The organism is Vibrio sp. A1-1 (genome assembly GCF_021728175.1).
In the GTDB taxonomy this organism is placed as follows: Bacteria; Pseudomonadota; Gammaproteobacteria; order Enterobacterales; family Vibrionaceae; genus Vibrio; species Vibrio diabolicus.
The window spans coordinates 478,791-497,557 of record NZ_JAKKCL010000002.1; the positions used below are offsets into that span (position 1 = coordinate 478,791).

16 protein-coding genes are annotated in these 18,767 nt (G+C 44.1%); 10 read left to right on the top strand and 6 right to left on the bottom strand.

Annotation, left to right across the window (positions count from 1 at the left end):
* Positions 1 to 19 precede the first annotated feature (19 nt).
* On the top strand, positions 20 to 1,309 hold the full coding sequence (locus L3V30_RS06205) for a citrate synthase (protein ID WP_005382163.1): 1,290 nt from the start codon (positions 20 to 22) through the stop codon (positions 1,307 to 1,309).
* Between the two features lie 92 nt (positions 1,310 to 1,401).
* Here L3V30_RS06205 and L3V30_RS06210 read toward each other — a convergent pair whose 3' ends face one another.
* Positions 1,402 to 2,160, bottom strand: coding sequence for a Nif3-like dinuclear metal center hexameric protein (locus tag L3V30_RS06210; protein WP_006742708.1), 759 nt, complete (start codon positions 2,158 to 2,160; stop codon positions 1,402 to 1,404).
* 232 nt (positions 2,161 to 2,392) lie between these two features.
* On the opposite strand from L3V30_RS06210, the gene L3V30_RS06215 reads away from it, so the two are divergent.
* Positions 2,393 to 3,166 carry a DUF1853 family protein gene (locus L3V30_RS06215; protein ID WP_237308536.1) on the top strand — a complete coding sequence of 258 codons (774 nt, stop codon included), beginning with the start codon at positions 2,393 to 2,395 and terminating at the stop codon, positions 3,164 to 3,166.
* Positions 3,167 to 3,228: 62 nt separating this feature from the next.
* Here L3V30_RS06215 and pgm read toward each other — a convergent pair whose 3' ends face one another.
* The gene (gene pgm, locus L3V30_RS06220; RefSeq protein ID WP_237308537.1) at positions 3,229 to 4,875 is read right to left on the bottom strand and encodes a phosphoglucomutase (alpha-D-glucose-1,6-bisphosphate-dependent); all 1,647 of its coding nucleotides are present in this window, start codon (positions 4,873 to 4,875) and stop codon (positions 3,229 to 3,231) included.
* A gap of 92 nt (positions 4,876 to 4,967) precedes the next feature.
* Entirely contained in the window at positions 4,968 to 5,510 is a 543-nt protein-coding gene (gene seqA, locus L3V30_RS06225; protein WP_005393026.1) for a replication initiation negative regulator SeqA, read from the bottom strand.
* Between the two features lie 92 nt (positions 5,511 to 5,602).
* On the opposite strand from seqA, the gene L3V30_RS06230 reads away from it, so the two are divergent.
* The 3 genes from L3V30_RS06230 (at position 5,603) to fldA (ending at position 7,286) form a co-directional block, all read left to right on the top strand.
* Entirely contained in the window at positions 5,603 to 6,370 is a 768-nt protein-coding gene (locus tag L3V30_RS06230; protein WP_012842048.1) for an alpha/beta fold hydrolase, read from the top strand.
* Positions 6,371 to 6,482: 112 nt separating this feature from the next.
* Positions 6,483 to 6,704: a DUF2788 domain-containing protein gene (locus L3V30_RS06235; protein WP_005393038.1), complete on the top strand. Its 222-nt coding sequence runs from the start codon at positions 6,483 to 6,485 to the stop codon at positions 6,702 to 6,704.
* Between the two features lie 48 nt (positions 6,705 to 6,752).
* Entirely contained in the window at positions 6,753 to 7,286 is a 534-nt protein-coding gene (fldA, locus tag L3V30_RS06240; protein WP_005393040.1) for a flavodoxin FldA, read from the top strand.
* 50 nt (positions 7,287 to 7,336) lie between these two features.
* Here the strand turns inward: fldA and L3V30_RS06245 are convergent, their stop codons facing one another.
* Positions 7,337 to 7,840 (bottom strand): DUF4442 domain-containing protein, encoded by a 504-nt coding sequence (locus L3V30_RS06245; RefSeq protein ID WP_046874259.1) that lies wholly within the window; start codon positions 7,838 to 7,840, stop codon positions 7,337 to 7,339.
* Between the two features lie 200 nt (positions 7,841 to 8,040).
* On the opposite strand from L3V30_RS06245, the gene fcrX reads away from it, so the two are divergent.
* On the top strand, positions 8,041 to 8,490 hold the full coding sequence (gene fcrX, locus L3V30_RS06250; RefSeq protein ID WP_005382141.1) for a ferric iron uptake transcriptional regulator FcrX: 450 nt from the start codon (positions 8,041 to 8,043) through the stop codon (positions 8,488 to 8,490).
* A 289-nt stretch (positions 8,491 to 8,779) separates the two neighbouring features.
* Here the strand turns inward: fcrX and glnS are convergent, their stop codons facing one another.
* Positions 8,780 to 10,450: a glutamine--tRNA ligase gene (gene glnS / locus L3V30_RS06255; RefSeq protein WP_005393044.1), complete on the bottom strand. Its 1,671-nt coding sequence runs from the start codon at positions 10,448 to 10,450 to the stop codon at positions 8,780 to 8,782.
* Between the two features lie 237 nt (positions 10,451 to 10,687).
* Complete coding sequence (gene nagE / locus L3V30_RS06260; protein WP_006742711.1) at positions 10,688 to 12,259, bottom strand: N-acetylglucosamine-specific PTS transporter subunit IIBC; 1,572 nt, start codon at positions 12,257 to 12,259, stop codon at positions 10,688 to 10,690.
* Between the two features lie 489 nt (positions 12,260 to 12,748).
* On the opposite strand from nagE, the gene nagA reads away from it, so the two are divergent.
* From nagA to asnB, 4 genes are all read left to right on the top strand, one after another.
* Positions 12,749 to 13,885 carry an N-acetylglucosamine-6-phosphate deacetylase gene (gene nagA / locus L3V30_RS06265; protein WP_237308538.1) on the top strand — a complete coding sequence of 379 codons (1,137 nt, stop codon included), beginning with the start codon at positions 12,749 to 12,751 and terminating at the stop codon, positions 13,883 to 13,885.
* Positions 13,886 to 13,887: 2 nt separating this feature from the next.
* Positions 13,888 to 15,102: an ROK family protein gene (locus tag L3V30_RS06270; RefSeq protein WP_237308539.1), complete on the top strand. Its 1,215-nt coding sequence runs from the start codon at positions 13,888 to 13,890 to the stop codon at positions 15,100 to 15,102.
* An 81-nt stretch (positions 15,103 to 15,183) separates the two neighbouring features.
* Positions 15,184 to 16,773 carry a cation:proton antiporter family protein gene (locus tag L3V30_RS06275; RefSeq protein ID WP_006742714.1) on the top strand — a complete coding sequence of 530 codons (1,590 nt, stop codon included), beginning with the start codon at positions 15,184 to 15,186 and terminating at the stop codon, positions 16,771 to 16,773.
* Between the two features lie 230 nt (positions 16,774 to 17,003).
* Complete coding sequence (gene asnB / locus L3V30_RS06280; protein WP_005393054.1) at positions 17,004 to 18,668, top strand: asparagine synthase B; 1,665 nt, start codon at positions 17,004 to 17,006, stop codon at positions 18,666 to 18,668.
* The last annotated feature ends 99 nt before the right edge of the window (positions 18,669 to 18,767 follow it).

Genomic DNA, 18,767 nt, shown 5'->3' on the forward strand with positions numbered 1-18,767 from the left:
ATAAACAAAGGAGATTGTTATGGCGGATAAGAAAGCGACCCTTCATGTTGAAGGTCAAGCGCCAATCGAACTGCCAATTATGGACGGTACGCTAGGTACACCTGTAATTGACGTTCGTAAGCTGGGAGCCAATGGTTACTTTACTTTTGACCCAGGTTTTCTTGCCACTGCATCTTGTGAATCATCAATCACGTACATCGATGGCGGCAAAGGTATTCTTTTGCACCGCGGTTTCCCGATTGATCAATTAGCCAATAACGCAGATTACTTAGAAGTATGTTACATCCTTCTTTATGGTGAAGCCCCTACCCGAGAACAATACGAGCAATTCAAGACGACCGTAACGCGTCATACTATGGTCCACGAGCAAATCGCAAGCTTTTTCCATGGCTTCCGACGTGATGCTCACCCGATGGCAGTAATGTGTGGTGTAGTCGGTGCACTTGCAGCCTTCTACCACGACTCTCTTGACATCAACAACGACGAGCACCGCGAGATCGCGGCGTACCGTCTGCTATCGAAGATGCCGACACTGGCTGCAATGTGTTACAAATACTCTATCGGTCAGCCATTTATCTACCCACGCAACGATTTGAGCTACGCAGAAAACTTCCTACACATGATGTTCGCAAACCCTTGCGAAGAGTATGAAGTAAACCCTGTCGTTGCTCGTGCAATGGATAAAATCTTCACGCTACACGCGGATCATGAACAGAATGCGTCGACGTCAACTGTACGTCTAGCTGGCTCTTCTGGTGCTAACCCATTTGCATGTATTGCCGCTGGTATTGCATCACTTTGGGGACCTGCTCACGGTGGTGCAAACGAAGCGTGCTTGAGAATGCTAGAAGAGATTGGCAGCGTCGATAACATCCCTGAGTATGTAGACCGCGCGAAAGACAAAGATGACCCATTCCGCTTAATGGGCTTTGGTCACCGCGTTTATAAAAACTACGATCCACGTGCGACAGTAATGCGCGAAACGTGTCATGAAGTTCTCAAAGAGCTAAACATTCAAGACCCTCTACTAGATGTAGCAATGGAACTTGAGCGCATTGCGCTTTCTGATGAGTACTTCGTTTCTAAGAAGCTGTACCCGAACGTAGACTTCTACTCAGGTATCATTCTTAAAGCGATTGGTATTCCAGTTTCTATGTTTACGGTTATCTTCGCGATTTCTCGTACCATCGGCTGGATTGCTCACTGGAACGAAATGCACAGCGATCCACTGAACCGCATCGGTCGTCCTCGTCAGCTATACACTGGTGAGACACAGCGTGAGTTTTCTCCACTTCACGAACGTGAATGATCTTTTTAGTTAGAAGATAAACAAACAAAAGGGTTGAGATTTTGTCTCAACCCTTTTTTCTTTTCAGCGTTTCACGTTATGAATAGCGAACACTAAACCGGATTATCAATATCGATAAACTCCACATGTAGGCCATATTCATCCGCTAGCCATTTTCCTAAAGCCTGAACACCATAACGCTCAGTAGCATGATGACCTGCAGCAAAGTAATGAATGTCCATTTCTCGCGCAGTATAGGTTGTACGCTCAGAAATTTCGCCAGAGATAAACGCATCTAATCCGTGTTGTACAGCAAGCTCAATAAAATCCTGTCCTCCACCAGTGCACCAACCGACCGTCTCAATCATCTTATCGGTATTCTCTGGAGCAATATGCAGTGGTTGTCTATCAAGAACTTGATTGATCTTGCTCGCAAACTCAGCACCAGACATCGGTTTTTTCAAGCGTCCAAACATGGCTACTGATTGAGGATGTCCTTCAAGCCCACCTTCTACTTCGATTTCAAGTAAGCGAGCTAATTCGGCGTTGTTGCCTAGCTCTGGGTGAATATCCAGAGGAAGGTGATAACCATATAAGTTGATATCGTTTTTGATCAGACTACGAATTCGTTTACCTTTCATACCACGAATTGGCTCAGGTTCACCTTTCCAAAAATAACCGTGATGAACGAGTAATGCGTCTGCATTAAGCTCAATCGCTTTATCGATTAAGGCTTGGGAGGCAGTTACGCCAGTGATAATACGCTTTACGGCTGGCGTCCCTTCTACCTGTAACCCGTTTGGTGCGTAATCTTTAATTAACTGCGGTGACAGTTTGTCATTAAGAATCTGTTCTAGCTTTAAGTTATTCATTATTACTTCCAATTTCTAGCGCATGTAAACCTAAATAACCTCTCGATGAAATCAGACCGAGAATGTGCAACCTAGTTGATAAAACAACGTTTTGACATCTGGCACCTTGATATCATTTAGGTACTTAAAGTGTATCTCGAACCCTAATATCGATGCTAGCCACCCTACCCTCAAAAGCAAATTTAGTTACAATAACAAAGCTTGTCTCCTCACCATACATATAGGGATACGGATGAACCAACTGCAACGCTTTTACCAATGGATCGCCACTTCACCTCCTCTTTTCAAGTTACGCCCTCCGTTTACAACCTTAGAGGATCTTTCGGTAACGCCTTTAAATAACGCTGAGCAATACAATGGTAATCCAAGATTGGGCTTTTTATATCAGCACTTATGCACTGCAGTTCTCTCTAGTTCAGAACGATATCAGGTTATCGCGGAAGAGGTTCAGTTAAACGACATCGAAGGTAAGACCATTGGTGCTATCGACTTAGTGTTGCGGAATACAGAATCAAATCAAATAGAACACTGGGAAGTAGCGATTAAGTTTTATCTTCTTTATAACGGCGTTTGGTATGGTCCGAATGCTCACGACCAGCTGCATACAAAACTGAATAGAATGCTTACTCATCAGTTGAAAATGAGCGATCGCCCGGAATTTCAAAAAATAATTCCGTTAAACGACGCCCCACAAGAACGTCTATTGATGCAAGGACGACTCTATATTAATCCGTTTACTCCAGAGCCAACTCCTAGCGAGTGCTTGGGTTATGAACTAAATCCAAGTCAGATTAGTGGTTACTGGTGTTACCAGAGCCAATGGGAGTTAATCGGTAAGCCACTTTATCATTTACACAAACCATGCTGGGCGATTGGTACGGACGATTTCTCTCAACCCATTGAAAAGCCTTCAGACCGATTTGTACATGCACAAACGGAGGACGGTCAATTCTGGTTTGTGGTACCGGATTCCTGGCCCGGAAACAACTCAGTTCAGGAATATTAAAACGCAAAAGGGTTGATGCTTGCACATCAACCCTTTGTTTTCTAAATCGACTATTGAATGGTTTACAGGCCGGCAGCTGCAAACACTTGATTAACGATCTCTTGTGCTTCTGCTTCGATTTGTTTTAGGTGCTCTTCACCTTTGAAGCTTTCACAGTAAATCTTGTAGATGTCCTCTGTGCCTGATGGACGAGCAGCAAACCAGCCGTTGGCAGTCGTTACTTTTAGACCACCGATTGCAGCACCATTACCAGGCGCATGCGTTAGACGAGCAGTGATAGCATCACCCGCTAGAGTTTCAGCCGCGACCATTTCTGGTGACAACTTCTTCAGTACGTCTTTTTGAGGGCCATTCGCTACAGCTTGAATACGGTTGTATTTCGACTCACCGTGTTTCGCCGCTAGCTCTTCATAGTAGTCTTGTGGGTTCTTACCCGTTACCGCAGTGATCTCTGCCGCTAGAAGACATAACAAGATGCCGTCTTTGTCTGTTGACCAAGGCGTACCATCTTTACGAAGAAAAGATGCCCCGGCACTTTCTTCGCCACCGAAGCCGAATTTACCAGTGTACAGACCATCAACAAACCATTTAAAGCCTACTGGTACTTCACATAGCTCACGACCTAGATCCGCAACAACACGGTCAATCAGTGCACTTGATACTAGTGTTTTACCAACCGCTACATCTTTACCCCATGCCTCACGATGGCGGTATAGGTAGTCGATACAAACGGCTAAGAAGTGATTCGGGTTCATCAAACCTTTTGGCGTAACGATACCGTGACGGTCGTAGTCAGGATCGTTACCAAATGCTAGATCGTACTCATCTTTCAATGCCAATAGACCCGCCATTGCGTAAGGAGAAGAACAGTCCATACGTACAACGCCGTCTTTATCGAGAGACATGAATTGGAAAGAAGGATCAATCGCTTCACTTACTAGCGTTAGGTCTAGGTTGTATGCCTGACCTATTTGACGCCAGTAATCGATGCCGCTGCCACCCAATGGATCTACACCAATCTTCAGGTTCGCTTTTTGGATTGCTTCCATATCGATAACGTTCACTAGGTCATCGATGTAGGGTTTAACCAAGTCCATCTCCACAAACAGATCCGATGCTTTTGCTTCTGCTAGTGGTAAGCGTTTAACACCTTGTAAACCTTCGGAAATCAGTGCGTTCGCACGATCTTCGATAGCTTGAGTCAACTCAGCTTCTGCTGGACCACCGTGAGTCGGATTGTATTTGATACCGCCGTCTTGTGGTGGGTTATGAGATGGTGTAATCACAATACCGTCTGCTTTTTCATCGTGCTTGATGTTGTAAGTCAGAATTGCGTGCGAGATACCTGGTGTTGGCGTGTAGCCGTTATCCTGCTGTACGATGACTTTCACACCGTTTGCAATCAAAACTTCAATCACGCTAGAAAATGCAGGTTCAGACAAAGCATGCGTGTCTTTACCGACAAACAAAGGACCTGTGGTCCCTTGCTGGGCACGAACTTCTGCAACCGCTTGAGCAATAGCCAAAATGTGGTTTTCGTTAAATGTATGCTTATCAGCGGTACCACGGTGACCTGATGTGCCGAATTGAACCTTGTGATCGGGGTTCTTAGCATCAGGTTGAAGCAAGAAGTAATTGGCAACAAGTGCCGGAATATTATGAAGATCTTCCTGCTGCGCTTTTTGCCCAGCACGAGGGTGCATAGCCATGTTTGACATCCTTTCTTTAAATACAAATAAAATTAAAAAAGCCTCATAATATCCGCTAACTGCGACACATTATGAGGCTTCTATCAGGTTTCTTAGATTGAACCTGTTACTTTTTCTATTAAGTCAGGTTGGTACCCCATGTGTGTCATCACTTGTTCAACCATCTGTCTTTTACGACTGGTATTGTTGTTCGTGATAACCCAAAACGGTGTGCCAGGAATGGCTTTTGGCTTGGTCGTGTTGCCATTTGCCAACAAGGTTTCTTCATTATCTGCAAAGTACACGCGTTTACGTCCCTTTACATTCGTAGCCTGCGCGAAACCTTCTGGATTTAATTTATGTAAGGTCGATAGTACTAACATAAAGCGATCAATCGCTTTTTTTAGACCGGCAAACTCATCAGAAATAAGCAGCGAACGCATTTCTTTCACCACATCAACAGATTCCGTTTTACCCGCATCTTTACTTACTACAATCCCTTGTGGCTTCTCTACTACAGGCGCGGCTTCAGCTTCCTGCAACTGACCATCAAGGTTTAAAAGGCGTCGCAAAATATCCGAGGCGCTTTCACCGATATGCTTAGTTTGGCTAGCAATGTAACGGTATAGATCCTCATCAACCTCAATTGTTTTCATTCGCTTTTCACATTCTCAATGTTTAAACTCTGGGGGATTATAACGAGATCCTCTCGGATACTCCACGTTAAACCCATCACGAATAAGATAAAATGTCAGCATTACTCAACTATAAGCAGGAAGGCCAAGGCCAAACAGTTGTTTTGATTCACGGATTGTTTGGTAGTTTAAGTAATCTGGGTCTACTCGCCCGCGATCTTATTAAAGATCACACGGTGATCAGTATTGATCTGAGAAATCACGGCCTCTCTTTTCACTCAAACATTCATAATTACGCCGACATGGCAAAAGATGTGGCACAACTCCTACAACACTTAAATGTAGATCCATCTATTATTATTGGGCATTCAATGGGTGGAAAGGTCGCGATGACACTGGTGGACATTGCTCCAGAGCTCGTCAAACAGTTGGTTGTGCTCGACATGGCACCTGTCGCCTACACAGCAAACCGTCACGACAATGTGTTTAATGGTTTACACGCCGTAATTAACGAAAAGCCAGCAAGCCGTCAACAAGCGATGGATATCCTAGCTCAACATGTTGAGATCGACGGTGTAAGACAATTTCTCTCTAAGTCACTATACAAAAATGGCGATAAAATGGACTGGCGGTTTAACGTACCGAGCCTTTTTGAGAATTACGCACAAATTATCGGCTGGCAGGAAATTGCCCCAACAGACATACCCACTCTGTTTGTTAAAGGTGGTGATTCCGATTACTTAATGCCAGAGCACCAACCTGCGGTGCAAAAACAGTTCAAACAAGCAAAAGCACATATTATCGCTAATACTGGCCACTGGCTTCACGCCGAAAAACCGGCTGAAGTAATGAGAGTCATTCGGAAATACATTTCGAGTTAACAAATTCGAAAAGCAACAATAGATTATTGAAATAACCCTTCTTGTAGTGCATTAACTTTACCGTTTAACAGTGGTATAGTGCGCCCAAGATTTTTCGGCATGAAGGGCTAAAATGCTTTACGACTATATGGATATGCTCGAGTCTATTGGGCTCGATCTTCTTTTTGCTGCTATCTTCTTTTTCATCGGGATGGCGATAAAAGATGTGCTAAAGCAAGGCAATGTACCTGTTTTTGGTCGTCGTATTGTGTGGTTAGTCCTTTTCCTAGGCTGTGCTGGCTTTATTGCAAAAGGTGTAATTCAGCTAACTTGGGAAGGCTCTGGGTTAGGTTAAACCCTTAGTACCATCGCCAATAACAAACAATGTAAAGGTATAGACTCTATGGCAAGTGTAGGTATCTTCTTCGGTAGCGACACAGGTAATACTGAAGCCGTTGCAAAGATGATTCAAAAGCAACTAGGTAAGCATCTAGTTCACGTTCAAGACATCGCGAAAAGCAGCAAAGAAGACATTGATAACTTCGATCTTCTTCTTCTAGGTATCCCAACTTGGTACTACGGCGAAGCACAATGTGATTGGGATGATTTCTTCCCTGAACTTGAGCAAATCGACTTCTCTACTAAGCTAGTGGCTATCTTTGGCTGTGGCGACCAAGAGGACTACGCAGAGTACTTCTGTGACGCGATGGGCACAGTACGTGATATCGTTGAGTCTAAAGGTGGCACAATTCTTGGCCATACTTCAACAGAAGGCTACGAATTTGAAGCGTCTAAAGCACTTGTTGAAGGTGACGACAGCCAATTCGTAGGTCTATGTATCGATGAAGACCGTCAACCGGAACTGACTGACGAACGTGTTGAGAACTGGGTTAAACAGATTTACGAAGAAATGTGTTTAGCTGAGCTTGAAGGCTAAATAAATCGAATTATGTAAAGACCTCCGATTGGAGGTCTTTTTGTATATTTTCACAAAGCATCGGTGAGCACTTCCTCTTCGCGATACTGAGGTTTCTTTCTTACATAAAGCTTGCGTTGAACCTCTGAAACCACATTCCCCTGCTTATCTTTTACATGGGTAATAAATTCAGGAAAACACTTTTCTCCATTCCGTGTCATTTGATAAATGTTTTCTAGCATTCCTTCAGTGACCTCAAATTCTGCAAATAAATCACTTTGCCCTGGCTTAATAAAGTTAATACTCGCCTCTTTATCCCACACGTAATACTCCTCGCGTAGAATCCCCATCAGCATCAACGAGTAAATGGGATCAGTTAAAGAGAAAATACTGCCACCATACTGAGTACGATTGGCGTTTTTATTCCACCAGCGAAGTTTCAAACGCACCTTGACGGTACGAAAGTCTTCAGAAATATGTAAGATTTTAATACCAGCGCCCCAAAAAGGTGGCCAAATATTGAGTGCTAATTTTACAATTCCTGGTTTGTATATCTTCGCAAGTCGCTTATTCATCGCAGTCCGTGCCCTCTCTAAGCTCAATGTTACATAATTGTAACTGGTCAGATCTGTAATATAATCGACCTATTTCTAATTTACAAAAAGATTCTATTAACCCTTTGAAGTTCGTGGTTTAATGTTCTGAGCGCTTATCCTATAATGGTAGGAAGATTGAATTCTGTTAAATCGCTGCAGATGATCCAACGGGAAAGTATATGTCAGATAATAATCAGGCGCTGAAGGATGCGGGTTTAAAAGTAACCCTTCCAAGGCTAAAAATTCTAGAAGTACTTCAGCAGCCAGACTGCCAGCACATCAGTGCTGAAGATTTGTACAAAAAGTTGATTGATCTAGGTGAAGAGATTGGCCTAGCAACTGTTTACCGAGTTCTAAACCAATTCGATGATGCTGGTATTGTAACTCGTCACCACTTTGAAGGTGGTAAGTCAGTCTTCGAATTATCGACTCAACATCACCACGACCATCTAGTGTGCCTAGACTGTGGTGAGGTAATTGAATTTTCTGACGATCTTATTGAAGAACGTCAAAAAGAGATTGCAGCTAAGTACAATGTCACGCTAACAAACCACAGCTTATACTTGTACGGCAAGTGCAGTGATGGTGGTTGTAAAGACAATCCAGATGCACACAAACCAAAAAAATAACGGTTTGTTGATTTAAAATAAACGTCAGCTCATGCTGGCGTTTTTTGTTTCTGAGGGCGATATCTTTCAATAGCTGAATTGCCGTACCAACTTTTGTAAAGCGTCGATTAGACTTACCAATTCAAACCTTAATAAACATCATTGTTTTGCTTCCAAACCGAACATTTATCAAACGTCCCTCGTTCTTAAGCAACTCCCTACACTACCTATAACCGCCGCATTACGATAATGAGAATAAAAAAATGCCAGCATTTGCTGGCATTTTTATCGGTTTTTGCATTAATCGAGATTATTGGTTCTCAATTTTTGCCCAAGTATCACGTAGGCCAACCGTGCGGTTGAATACTAGTTTATCTGCTGAAGAATCTTTCGAGTCTGCGCAGAAGTAACCCATACGCTCAAACTGGTAGCCTTTTTCTGCTTCTGCTGACGCTAAGCTAGGCTCTACAAAACCATTGATCACAACTAATGATTCAGGGTTGATTGTAGAAGCAAAGTCTTCTGCTGCACCCGGGTTTGGAACCGTAAATAGACGATCATACAGACGTATTTCCGCTGGTAATGCTTTATCAGCTGATACCCAATGAATCACACCTTTTACTTTACGGCCATCAGCCGGGTTCTTACCTAGTGTGTCTGCATCGTAAGAACAGAAGATAGTCGTGATGTTGCCTTCGGCATCTTTTTCAACGCGCTCAGCTTTGATCACGTAAGCACCACGTAAGCGAACTTCTTTACCTAGCACTAAACGCTTGTACTTTTTGTTCGCCTCTTCACGGAAGTCTTCACGCTCAATCCACAACTCTCGAGTGAATGGTACTTCACGCACACCCATCTCTGGTTTGTTTGGGTGATTAGCAACCGTCAAGTTTTCTACTGCACCTTCTTCAAAGTTTTCGATAACAACTTTAACAGGATCCAGCACAGCCATTGCACGCGGAGCGTTCTCGTTTAGGTCATCACGAATACAAGATTCTAGTGAGCTAAACTCGATCATATTTTCTTGCTTCGTTACACCAATACGCTTACAGAACTCACGGATAGATGCTGGCGTGAAGCCACGACGACGCAGACCTGAGACTGTTGGCATACGTGGGTCATCCCAACCGTTAACCAGTTTTTCAGTGACAAGTTGATTAAGCTTACGCTTAGACATCACCGTGTATTCAAGGTTTAGGCGACTAAACTCGTACTGATGTGGACGGCTTTCGATCGTGATGTTGTCCAGAACCCAGTCGTACAGACGACGGTTATCCATAAACTCAAGCGTACAGATAGAGTGTGTAATGCCTTCTAATGCATCAGAGATACAGTGCGTGAAGTCGTACATTGGGTAAATGCACCACTTATCACCAGTTTGGTGGTGCGTAGCAAAACGCACACGGTATAAAACTGGATCGCGCATAACCATGAATGAAGAACCCATGTCAATCTTGGCACGAAGACACGCTTTACCTTCTTCAAATTCACCAGCGCGCATTTTTTCAAATAACGCTAAGTTCTCTTCAACAGAACGGTCACGGTATGGGCTTGGTTTACCTGGCGCCTTTAGCGTGCCACGGTATTCACGAATCTGCTCTGGACTTAGCTCATCTACGTACGCTAAGCCTTTGTTAATCAATTCAATTGCATATTCGTAAAGCTTATCGAAGTAGTTTGATGAGTAACATACTTCACCACTCCACTCAAAGCCCAACCAGTTTACATCTTTCTTGATAGACTCAACGTATTCGATGTCTTCTTTTTCAGGGTTCGTATCGTCGAAACGTAGATTACATTGACCCTGGTAGTCCTGAGCAATACCGAAGTTCAAACAGATAGACTTAGCATGACCGATATGCAGGTAGCCATTTGGCTCCGGCGGGAATCGAGTATGCACGCTAGTGTGTTTACCATCCGCTAGATCTTTATCAATGATCTGGCGAATAAAGTTTGATGGACGAGCATCAGCTTCACTCATCTATAGCACCTCAAAAATATTAGTATTGTCAGAGAAAACGGAACTCTGCATCCAAGTATGGTTTTGCAGAGTACATTGTTTCTAATGATCCACAATTCTAAGCAATTAGACAACAAGAACTCGCGCTAAAACGACAATATTTATCGAGTTAGAGCGAAAGCACAGCAGATTCAAAGTGCCAAAACAAAAAAAAGACCTCCCGAGGGAGGTCTTTAGTCAGATATCAGTTCGATGTAATTAAGGCAATTTTACATTCGATAGGTCTTCATTAGCACCGATTGCTTTCATTTCGCCAGCAACGATTTCAGCTAGAGGGCCAAGGATAACTTGAAGGTTGTTTTCACCAAGTTTAACCACACCTTTCGCACCCAGTTTCTTCAGTACTTCCTCATCAGCGACTGAACGATCTTTTAGCGTCAAGCGTAGTCGAGTGATACATGCGTCGATTGAAGTTAGGTTGTCATGACCGCCAAGTGCTTTTAAGTATTGGCGAGCTAGGTCACCACTTTTCTTCTCACCAGCAGGCGCTGCAGCTTCGCTGTCGTCATCTTCACGACCAGGCGATTTCAAGTTGAATGCGCGGATTGCGAAGCTGAATGTGAAGAAGTATAGAGCACCAAAGCCAAGACCAACTGCACCAAGTAGTAGCGGTTTAGTTGCTAGACCGTAGTTCAACAAGTAGTCAATTAGACCAGCTGAGAATGTGAAGCCGTGTAGCGTACCAAGCATGTTAGCAACAACTAGCGACAGACCAGTGAACACTGCGTGAATCGCGTATAGTGCAGGCGCTAGGAATACGAACATGAACTCTAGAGGCTCTGTGATACCAGTTAGGAATGAACAGAATGCAACAGAGAACAATGCACCACCAACTTGGCTGCGTTTCTCAGCAGGAGCCGCTAGGTACATAGCAAGCGCCGCACCAGGTAGACCGAACATCATTACTGGGAAGAAACCGTTCATGAACACACCAGCGCTCTTATCGCCGCCGAAGAAACGGTGTAGGTCACCAGATTTAACTGTTTCAGTTACTTCCTTCACTGTTGCAGTGATTTCAGGAGTGACAGAGTTAGCGAATTCAAATGTATGAGTTTGACCAGCCACAAGCGTTTTCGCTAGCGCAGGATCAACACACAGTTGTTGTAGAGCAGGAAGCGCTTGACCCGCAGCATTTGCACCAGTTACTAGCACTTCTTGACAAGACCCCATACCAAACCAGAAGAATGAGTTAAGTACGTGGTGTAGACCTACAGGAATAAGGGCTCGGTTCAGTGTACCGTAGATAAACTGACCAATAGCGCCAGAAGTTGAGATGCCATGAGCAAGCGCATCTAGACCACCTTGAATTGTTGGCCATACAATGCCACCAACTGCACCAGCAACTAAAGCGAATAGACCTGCCATAATCGGCACTAAACGTTTACCAGAGAAGAAAGCAAGCCACTCAGGAAGACGTGTAGCATGGAAAGCGTTGTAAGAGTGGCCAGCAATAATACCTGCGATGATACCACCAAAGAACGACATGTTTACTGATGCATCAATTGTTGACGCTGTCGCTGTCAGTACAAAGTACGCAACTGCACCAGCAAGGCCAGCTGCACCTTGACCGTCTTTAGATAGACCGATCGCAATACCAAGGCCAAACAACAATGGAAGGTTAGAAAAGATTGAGTTACCTGCTTGCGCCATAAATGCGATGTCAAAAACATCCGGCTGGCCCAAGCGCAGTAACAAGCCTGCGATTGGCAAAGTCGCAATAGGAAGCATAAGAGCTTTACCTAACTTCTGCGCGTATCCGAGAATATTCACCTTAAGTTCCCCCTATAGGATTAGATGTTATGTTGAATGACTTATTTCAGTCGTCCAATTTAGTCATCCTCAGTTTATGACATTAATTTTGCTCCGCAAATTAAAAGCTCACCGTTTGTGATCATAATCACCACAATTTGCCCTTTCGGAAGGTTTTTGCTAGCGAGATCATAAAACTTATTTTATTATACGAAAAAATGGCGTTTTAAAGATAATATTCTCGCACTTTATGCAAGGCAGAATCAGTGTTATTTTGGTATCTAGGCGGGTAAATCACTGTAACTTTGCTCTGAAAAAGAATCATAAAAAACCATACAATTATTACTTTTCAGTTAGTTACTATGACAATAACATCGATAAAACGCGACTTGCTGTATGTGACTCGTTATCTAATTCAGTGATACAAACTAAGTACCCATATGACTAAAGCAGTCTCCACTTAGGTAACGATATAGAAATTGAATTCTCATCTATAAGGACTAGCTGACTATGTACGCGCTAAGTAACTGTAAAATTTATACCGGTAGTGATGTTCTTACCGATCATGCGGTCATCATCGAAAACGACCTTATTCAATCTATTGTGCCGGTTGCAGAGCTACCTCAGGGCATCGAAGTGAAAGACCTCGCAGGAGCAAACCTAAGTCCGGGCTTTATCGACCTGCAACTGAATGGCTGTGGCGGTGTAATGCTAAACGATTCAATCACACCGGAAACCATGCAAATCATGCACGAAGCAAACCTTAAGTCCGGCTGTACTAGCTTCTTACCAACGCTCATTACTTCATCAGACGAAGATATGCGAACTGCAATTTCTGCCGCTCGTGAATATCATAACCAATATCAAAACCAATCACTTGGTCTACACCTAGAAGGCCCTTATCTTAACGTCGCGAAAAAAGGTATCCACAACGTCGATTTTATTCGCCCGTCAGATGAAAGCATGATTGATCTGATCTGCGCAAACGCCGATATCATCGCTAAAGTAACGCTTGCACCAGAGCAAAACGATCCAGAGCATATTGCACGATTAAAAGCAGCCGGCATCGTAGTTTCTATTGGTCATACAAATGCGACCTACGCCGAAGCGCGTAAAGGCTTTGAAGCAGGTATTACTTTTGCCACACACCTATTTAATGCGATGACACCAATGGTTGGTCGTGAACCTGGAGTTGTTGGTGCAATTTACGATACGCCTGACGTTTATGCTGGCATTATTGCTGATGGTTTCCACGTAGACTACGCAAACATCCGAATTGCTCATAAAATCAAAGGTGAAAAGCTTGTTTTGGTGACGGATGCCACAGCTCCAGCAGGTGCTAACATTGATCACTTTATTTTTGTCGGTAAGAAAGTATATTACCGAGATGGTAAGTGTGTTGATGAAAATGGCACACTAGGCGGCTCAGCTTTGACAATGATAGAAGCAGTTCAGAATTCAGTTGAGCACGCGGGGATCGCTTTAGACGAAGCTCTACGAATGGCCACGTTATACCCAGCAACTGCAATTGGTGTTGAGGATCGCCTTGGCCGAGTTCGAAAAGGGATGGTTGCAAACCTAACCATTTTCGATCGTGACTTCAAAGTAAAAGCGACGGTTGTTAACGGACAATACGAGCAAAATTAAGCATGAATGGCGGACAGATTGGTAATGTAGATTTAGTAAAACAGCTTAACAGCGCTGCGGTATATAGGCTGATTGATCAGCAAGGTCCTATCTCCCGTATTCAAGTCGCAGATGTGAGCCAGCTCGCACCTGCTAGTGTTACCAAAATAACCCGCCAACTTTTAGAGCGCGGCCTTATTAAAGAGGTCGCCCAGCAAGCTTCAACTGGTGGTCGTCGTGCAATCTCTCTGACCACCGAAGTCAAACCCTTCCACTCTATTGCGGTTCGTTTAGGTCGAGATTACGTACAATTTTGTTTGTACGATTTAGGTGGCACTGCACTTGCGGAAGATCAGCACGAACTGCATTACACCAACCAAGCTGACTTGATCGCTGGGCTTATCGATTTACTTAAAGACTTCGTAAACCGTTGCGAAGACAAAATTGATCAGCTCATCGCAATTGGTATTACGCTACCGGGCCTTGTTAACCCAACAACAGGCGTAGTTGAGTACATGCCGAATACCGATATCGATAATCTAGCGTTGGGTGAAATTGTTGGAGAGAAGTTTAATACCGCATGCTTTGTTGGGAATGACGTACGTGGTATGGCGTTAGCGGAGCACTACTTTGGGGCAAGCCAAGACTGTCAGGACTCCATTTTAGTTAGCGTTCACCGCGGTACCGGCGCAGGTATTATCGTTAACGGCCAGGTTTTTCTTGGTTTTAACCGCAACGTCGGTGAAATTGGTCATATCCAAATCGATCCGCTTGGTGAACAGTGCCAATGTGGGAACTTTGGTTGCTTAGAAACCGTAGCAGCGAACCCAGCTATTATCCAACGAGTAAAACAACTGATTGCTCAAGGCTATGAGTCAAGCTTGACTGACCTTGAAAACATCACGATTGAAGCAGTGTGTCAGCATGCAATGGATGGTGACGAACTTGCAAAGCAGAGTTTAGTGCGAGTGGGTAACCAGTTAGGTAAAGCGATTGCAATTACCGTTAACTTGTTTAATCCTCAGAAAATTGTCATTGCGGGCGACATTACTGCCGCACAAGACATAGTCTTCCCTGCAATTCAACGTAATGTCGAAAATCAATCTCTCAAAACTTTCCATAACGACCTTCCTATCCTGGCTTCACACATTGATAAGCAGCCAACGATGGGCGCATTTGCGATGATTAAACGCGCAATGCTAAACGGAGTTTTGTTACAAAAGTTACTTGAAGACTAAGTTTATACAACTAATTGAGTTACAATCTCGGGCTGTGTTTTCACAGCCCGTTTTTGTATATCAGGAATACAGCTCAACAGTATGGAAATTATTCTAATTACAACAGCTTTTTTAGCTGGCTTTATTGCGCTTAAATGTAGCCTCCCTCCCCTCGTTGGTTTTCTACTGGCAGGATTTGGTTTGCATGCATTTGGCTATCAAAGCAATGACGTTATCGTCACTCTTGCAGATCTTGGTGTCACTCTTCTTCTATTCACGATCGGACTCAAGCTTGATGTCAAAACGCTACTGTCCAAAGAAATATGGGGAGGAGCGACCGCCCACAACATACTGTCTACCGCTTTTTTTGCACTAGCGCTATCAGGTTTAAAACTACTGGGCTTAACTTCGCTCGCCAGTATGGATAGCGGTCAAATCCTACTTTTAGCTTTTGCACTATCGTTCTCCAGTACCGTTTTTGCCGTAAAAGCATTGCAAGAAAAAGGGGAAATGAACGCCACCTACGGCACACTCGCGATCGGTATCTTGGTTATGCAAGATATTTTTGCCGTGGTATTCCTGACTGCTTCAACCGGAAAAGTCCCAGAATGGTATGCCATTGGTTTGTTCGCATTGCCTTTCCTTCGTCCACTATTCTATAAACTGTTAGATAAAGTTGGCCACGGCGAAATGCTGGTGCTGTTCGGTATTTTCTTCGCGCTTGTTGTTGGGGCAGGGCTATTCGAACTGGTCGGTATGAAACCAGACTTGGGCGCGCTGATTTTAGGCATGTTACTCGCAGGCCACCCTAAAGCTTCAGAGCTATCCAAATCGCTATTCAATATGAAGGAGCTGTTCTTAGTCTGCTTCTTTTTAAACATTGGCTTGTCCGCTTCATTGAGCGTCAATGGCGTCGTACTCGCCCTACTATTTATCTTACTGCTGCCAATAAAAGGGCTCTTGTACTTCGTCACGATTAATCACTTTAAGTTTCGAGTACGTACCTCTTTGCTCGCCTCTTTATCGCTGTTCAACTACAGTGAGTTTGGCCTTATTGTCGCAGGGTTGGCCTATAAAATGGGCTGGATGCCAAGCGATATGCTCGCTGCGATTGCGGTTGCGGTGTCTGTGTCCTTTATTATTTCTGCGCCACTTAACCGCCTTAGCCACAAAATTTATCAACACTCCGGCAAGTGGCTGCAAGAGACAGCCGCAGAAAAGCTTAACCAGCGTGACCAACTCATTAACCCTGGGCATGCCCAGGTATTGATCTTAGGCATGGGGCGCATCGGGACTGGGGCCTATGATGAATTACGTGCGCGCTATGGCAAAATTTCACTAGGCATAGAAATTCGTGAAGATGCAGCACATCAGCACCGTTCAGAGGGAAGAAACGTGATCGCTGGCGATGCCACAGACCCAGATTTTTGGGAACGAATTTTAGATACAGGTCATGTTAAACTGGTGCTGCTTGCCATGCCTCATCATCAAGGTAACCAAACCGCACTTGAGCAGCTTAAACGCAGAAAATATAAAGGGCAAATAGCTGCTATCGCCGAGTACCCAGATCAGTTGGAAGGTTTGCTGGAAAGCGGAGTTGACGCCGCATTCAATATATACAGTGAAGCAGGTAGCGGTTTTGCTCGACATGTGTGTAAACAACTCGAACCTCAGTTCACACCAATAAAATAAGCAACCATACTAATATTTTTTAAAAGCCTTTCTATCAATAGAAAGGCTTTTTTGTATGGTTTTTATACCAAACCTTGATTTCATTCACCAAACGAGCCATTAAATTAAATAATATTTACACAACAAGGCTTTTTATCATTTTTATAATCACAAAACGTTGCTTTTTTTACTAGTAATGGCAAATTGAAGCCATACCGATTAGAAATTATTTAGTTTAGTAAGGATGTAGTATGTGTTCAGTATTTGGCATTTTAGACATTAAAAGCGATGCAGCCGCATTGCGCCCTATCGCATTAGAAATGTCGAAAAAACTTCGTCATCGTGGCCCTGACTGGTCTGGGATTTACTCTTCAGAGCGCGCTATTTTAGCGCATGAGCGCTTGGCGATTGTTGGTCTAAATAGTGGTGCACAACCGCTATACAGCCCTGATAAAAAGCTCATCCTTGCAGTCAATGGTGAAATCTACAACCATAAAGAAATTCGTGCTCGTTACGAAGGAAAATACGAGTTTCAAACCGATTCAGACTGTGAAGTCATTCTTGCACTGTACCAAGATATGGGTGCAGATCTCCTTGAAGAACTAAACGGTATTTTCGCTTTTGTTCTGTACGATGAAGAAAAAGACGAATACTTAGTCGGTCGCGACCACATTGGCATTATCCCTCTTTATCAAGGTCATGATGAGCATGGCAACTACTATGTTGCATCAGAGATGAAGGCACTTGTTCCAGTATGTAAAACAGTGAGCGAGTTCCCTCCTGGTAGCTACTACAGTTCAAAAGATGCCGAGCCAACGCGTTACTATGTTCGTGACTGGAACGAATACGCTGCCGTTCAAGGTAACACCACCAGCAAAGAAGAACTGACTGAAGCACTAGAAGCAGCGGTTAAACGCCAACTAATGACGGATGTTCCATATGGTGTTTTACTATCAGGTGGTTTAGATTCATCCATCACCTCTGCTGTGGCTAAACGTTTTGCTGCAATGCGAATTGAAGACGATGAAAAGTCAGAAGCTTGGTGGCCACAACTGCACTCTTTTGCTGTTGGCCTAGAAGGCGCGCCTGACCTGAAAGCCGCTCGCGAAGTTGCCGACCAAATCGGTACCGTTCACCATGAAATGACTTATACAATTCAAGAAGGTCTCGACGCGATTCGCGACGTGATTTACCACATCGAAACGTACGATGTGACCACCATCCGCGCATCCACACCTATGTTCTTAATGGGTCGTAAGATCAAAGCGATGGGTATCAAGATGGTATTGTCTGGTGAGGGCGCTGACGAAATCTTTGGCGGCTACCTGTACTTCCACAAAGCGCCAAACGCGAAAGAGTTCCACGAAGAAACGGTACGTAAACTGCTTGCTCTAAACATGTTTGACTGCGCGCGCGCAAACAAATCGCTAGCGGCATGGGGGGTTGAAGGCCGAGTACCGTTCCTTGATAAAGAGTTTATCGACGTTGCAATGCGCCTGAACCCAGCAGATAAGATGTGTGGCAACGGCAAAATGGAAAAACACATTCTACGCGAGTGTTTTGAGCATTACTTGCCAGAGTCGATCGCATGGCGTCAAAAAGAGCAGTTCTCTGATGGCGTAGGTTACAGCTGGATTGATACATTGAAAGAAGTCGCAGAGCAAAAAGTGACGGATCAGCAGATGGAAACGGCTCAATACCGCTTCCCATACAACACGCCAACTACAAAAGAAGGTTACGTGTACCGAGAAATCTTTGAAGAGCTATTCCCACTACCTTCAGCGGCTGAGTGTGTGCCAGGTGGTCCTTCAGTAGCTTGTTCATCAGCGAAAGCAATTGAATGGGATGAGTCATTCCAAAACTGTGTAGACCCGTCAGGTCGTGCAGTGCAAACCGTCCATAACGACGCTTACTAAGCGACTAAGTAGGGTGTCATGCCCTACTCCTAATCGGTAATCATCGTTGTTTTGCTAAGCTCGCTAACAGCGTCCCACTGCTGGTGATCACTAGCAAGA

Bases quoted from the DNA above. Each gene is read 5' to 3' on its own strand.
- L3V30_RS06205 (WP_005382163.1), top strand. From the start codon at position 20: ATGGCGGATAAGAAAGCGACCCTTCATGTTGAAGGTCAAGCGCCAATC.
- L3V30_RS06210 (WP_006742708.1), bottom strand. From the start codon at position 2,160: ATGAATAACTTAAAGCTAGAACAGATTCTTAATGACAAACTGTCACCG.
- L3V30_RS06215 (WP_237308536.1), top strand. From the start codon at position 2,393: ATGAACCAACTGCAACGCTTTTACCAATGGATCGCCACTTCACCTCCT.
- pgm (WP_237308537.1), bottom strand. From the start codon at position 4,875: ATGGCTATGCACCCTCGTGCTGGGCAAAAAGCGCAGCAGGAAGATCTT.
- seqA (WP_005393026.1), bottom strand. From the start codon at position 5,510: ATGAAAACAATTGAGGTTGATGAGGATCTATACCGTTACATTGCTAGC.
- L3V30_RS06230 (WP_012842048.1), top strand. From the start codon at position 5,603: ATGTCAGCATTACTCAACTATAAGCAGGAAGGCCAAGGCCAAACAGTT.
- L3V30_RS06235 (WP_005393038.1), top strand. From the start codon at position 6,483: ATGCTTTACGACTATATGGATATGCTCGAGTCTATTGGGCTCGATCTT.
- fldA (WP_005393040.1), top strand. From the start codon at position 6,753: ATGGCAAGTGTAGGTATCTTCTTCGGTAGCGACACAGGTAATACTGAA.
- L3V30_RS06245 (WP_046874259.1), bottom strand. From the start codon at position 7,840: ATGAATAAGCGACTTGCGAAGATATACAAACCAGGAATTGTAAAATTA.
- fcrX (WP_005382141.1), top strand. From the start codon at position 8,041: ATGTCAGATAATAATCAGGCGCTGAAGGATGCGGGTTTAAAAGTAACC.
- glnS (WP_005393044.1), bottom strand. From the start codon at position 10,450: ATGAGTGAAGCTGATGCTCGTCCATCAAACTTTATTCGCCAGATCATT.
- nagA (WP_237308538.1), top strand. From the start codon at position 12,749: ATGTACGCGCTAAGTAACTGTAAAATTTATACCGGTAGTGATGTTCTT.
- L3V30_RS06270 (WP_237308539.1), top strand. From the start codon at position 13,888: ATGAATGGCGGACAGATTGGTAATGTAGATTTAGTAAAACAGCTTAAC.
- L3V30_RS06275 (WP_006742714.1), top strand. From the start codon at position 15,184: ATGGAAATTATTCTAATTACAACAGCTTTTTTAGCTGGCTTTATTGCG.
- asnB (WP_005393054.1), top strand. From the start codon at position 17,004: ATGTGTTCAGTATTTGGCATTTTAGACATTAAAAGCGATGCAGCCGCA.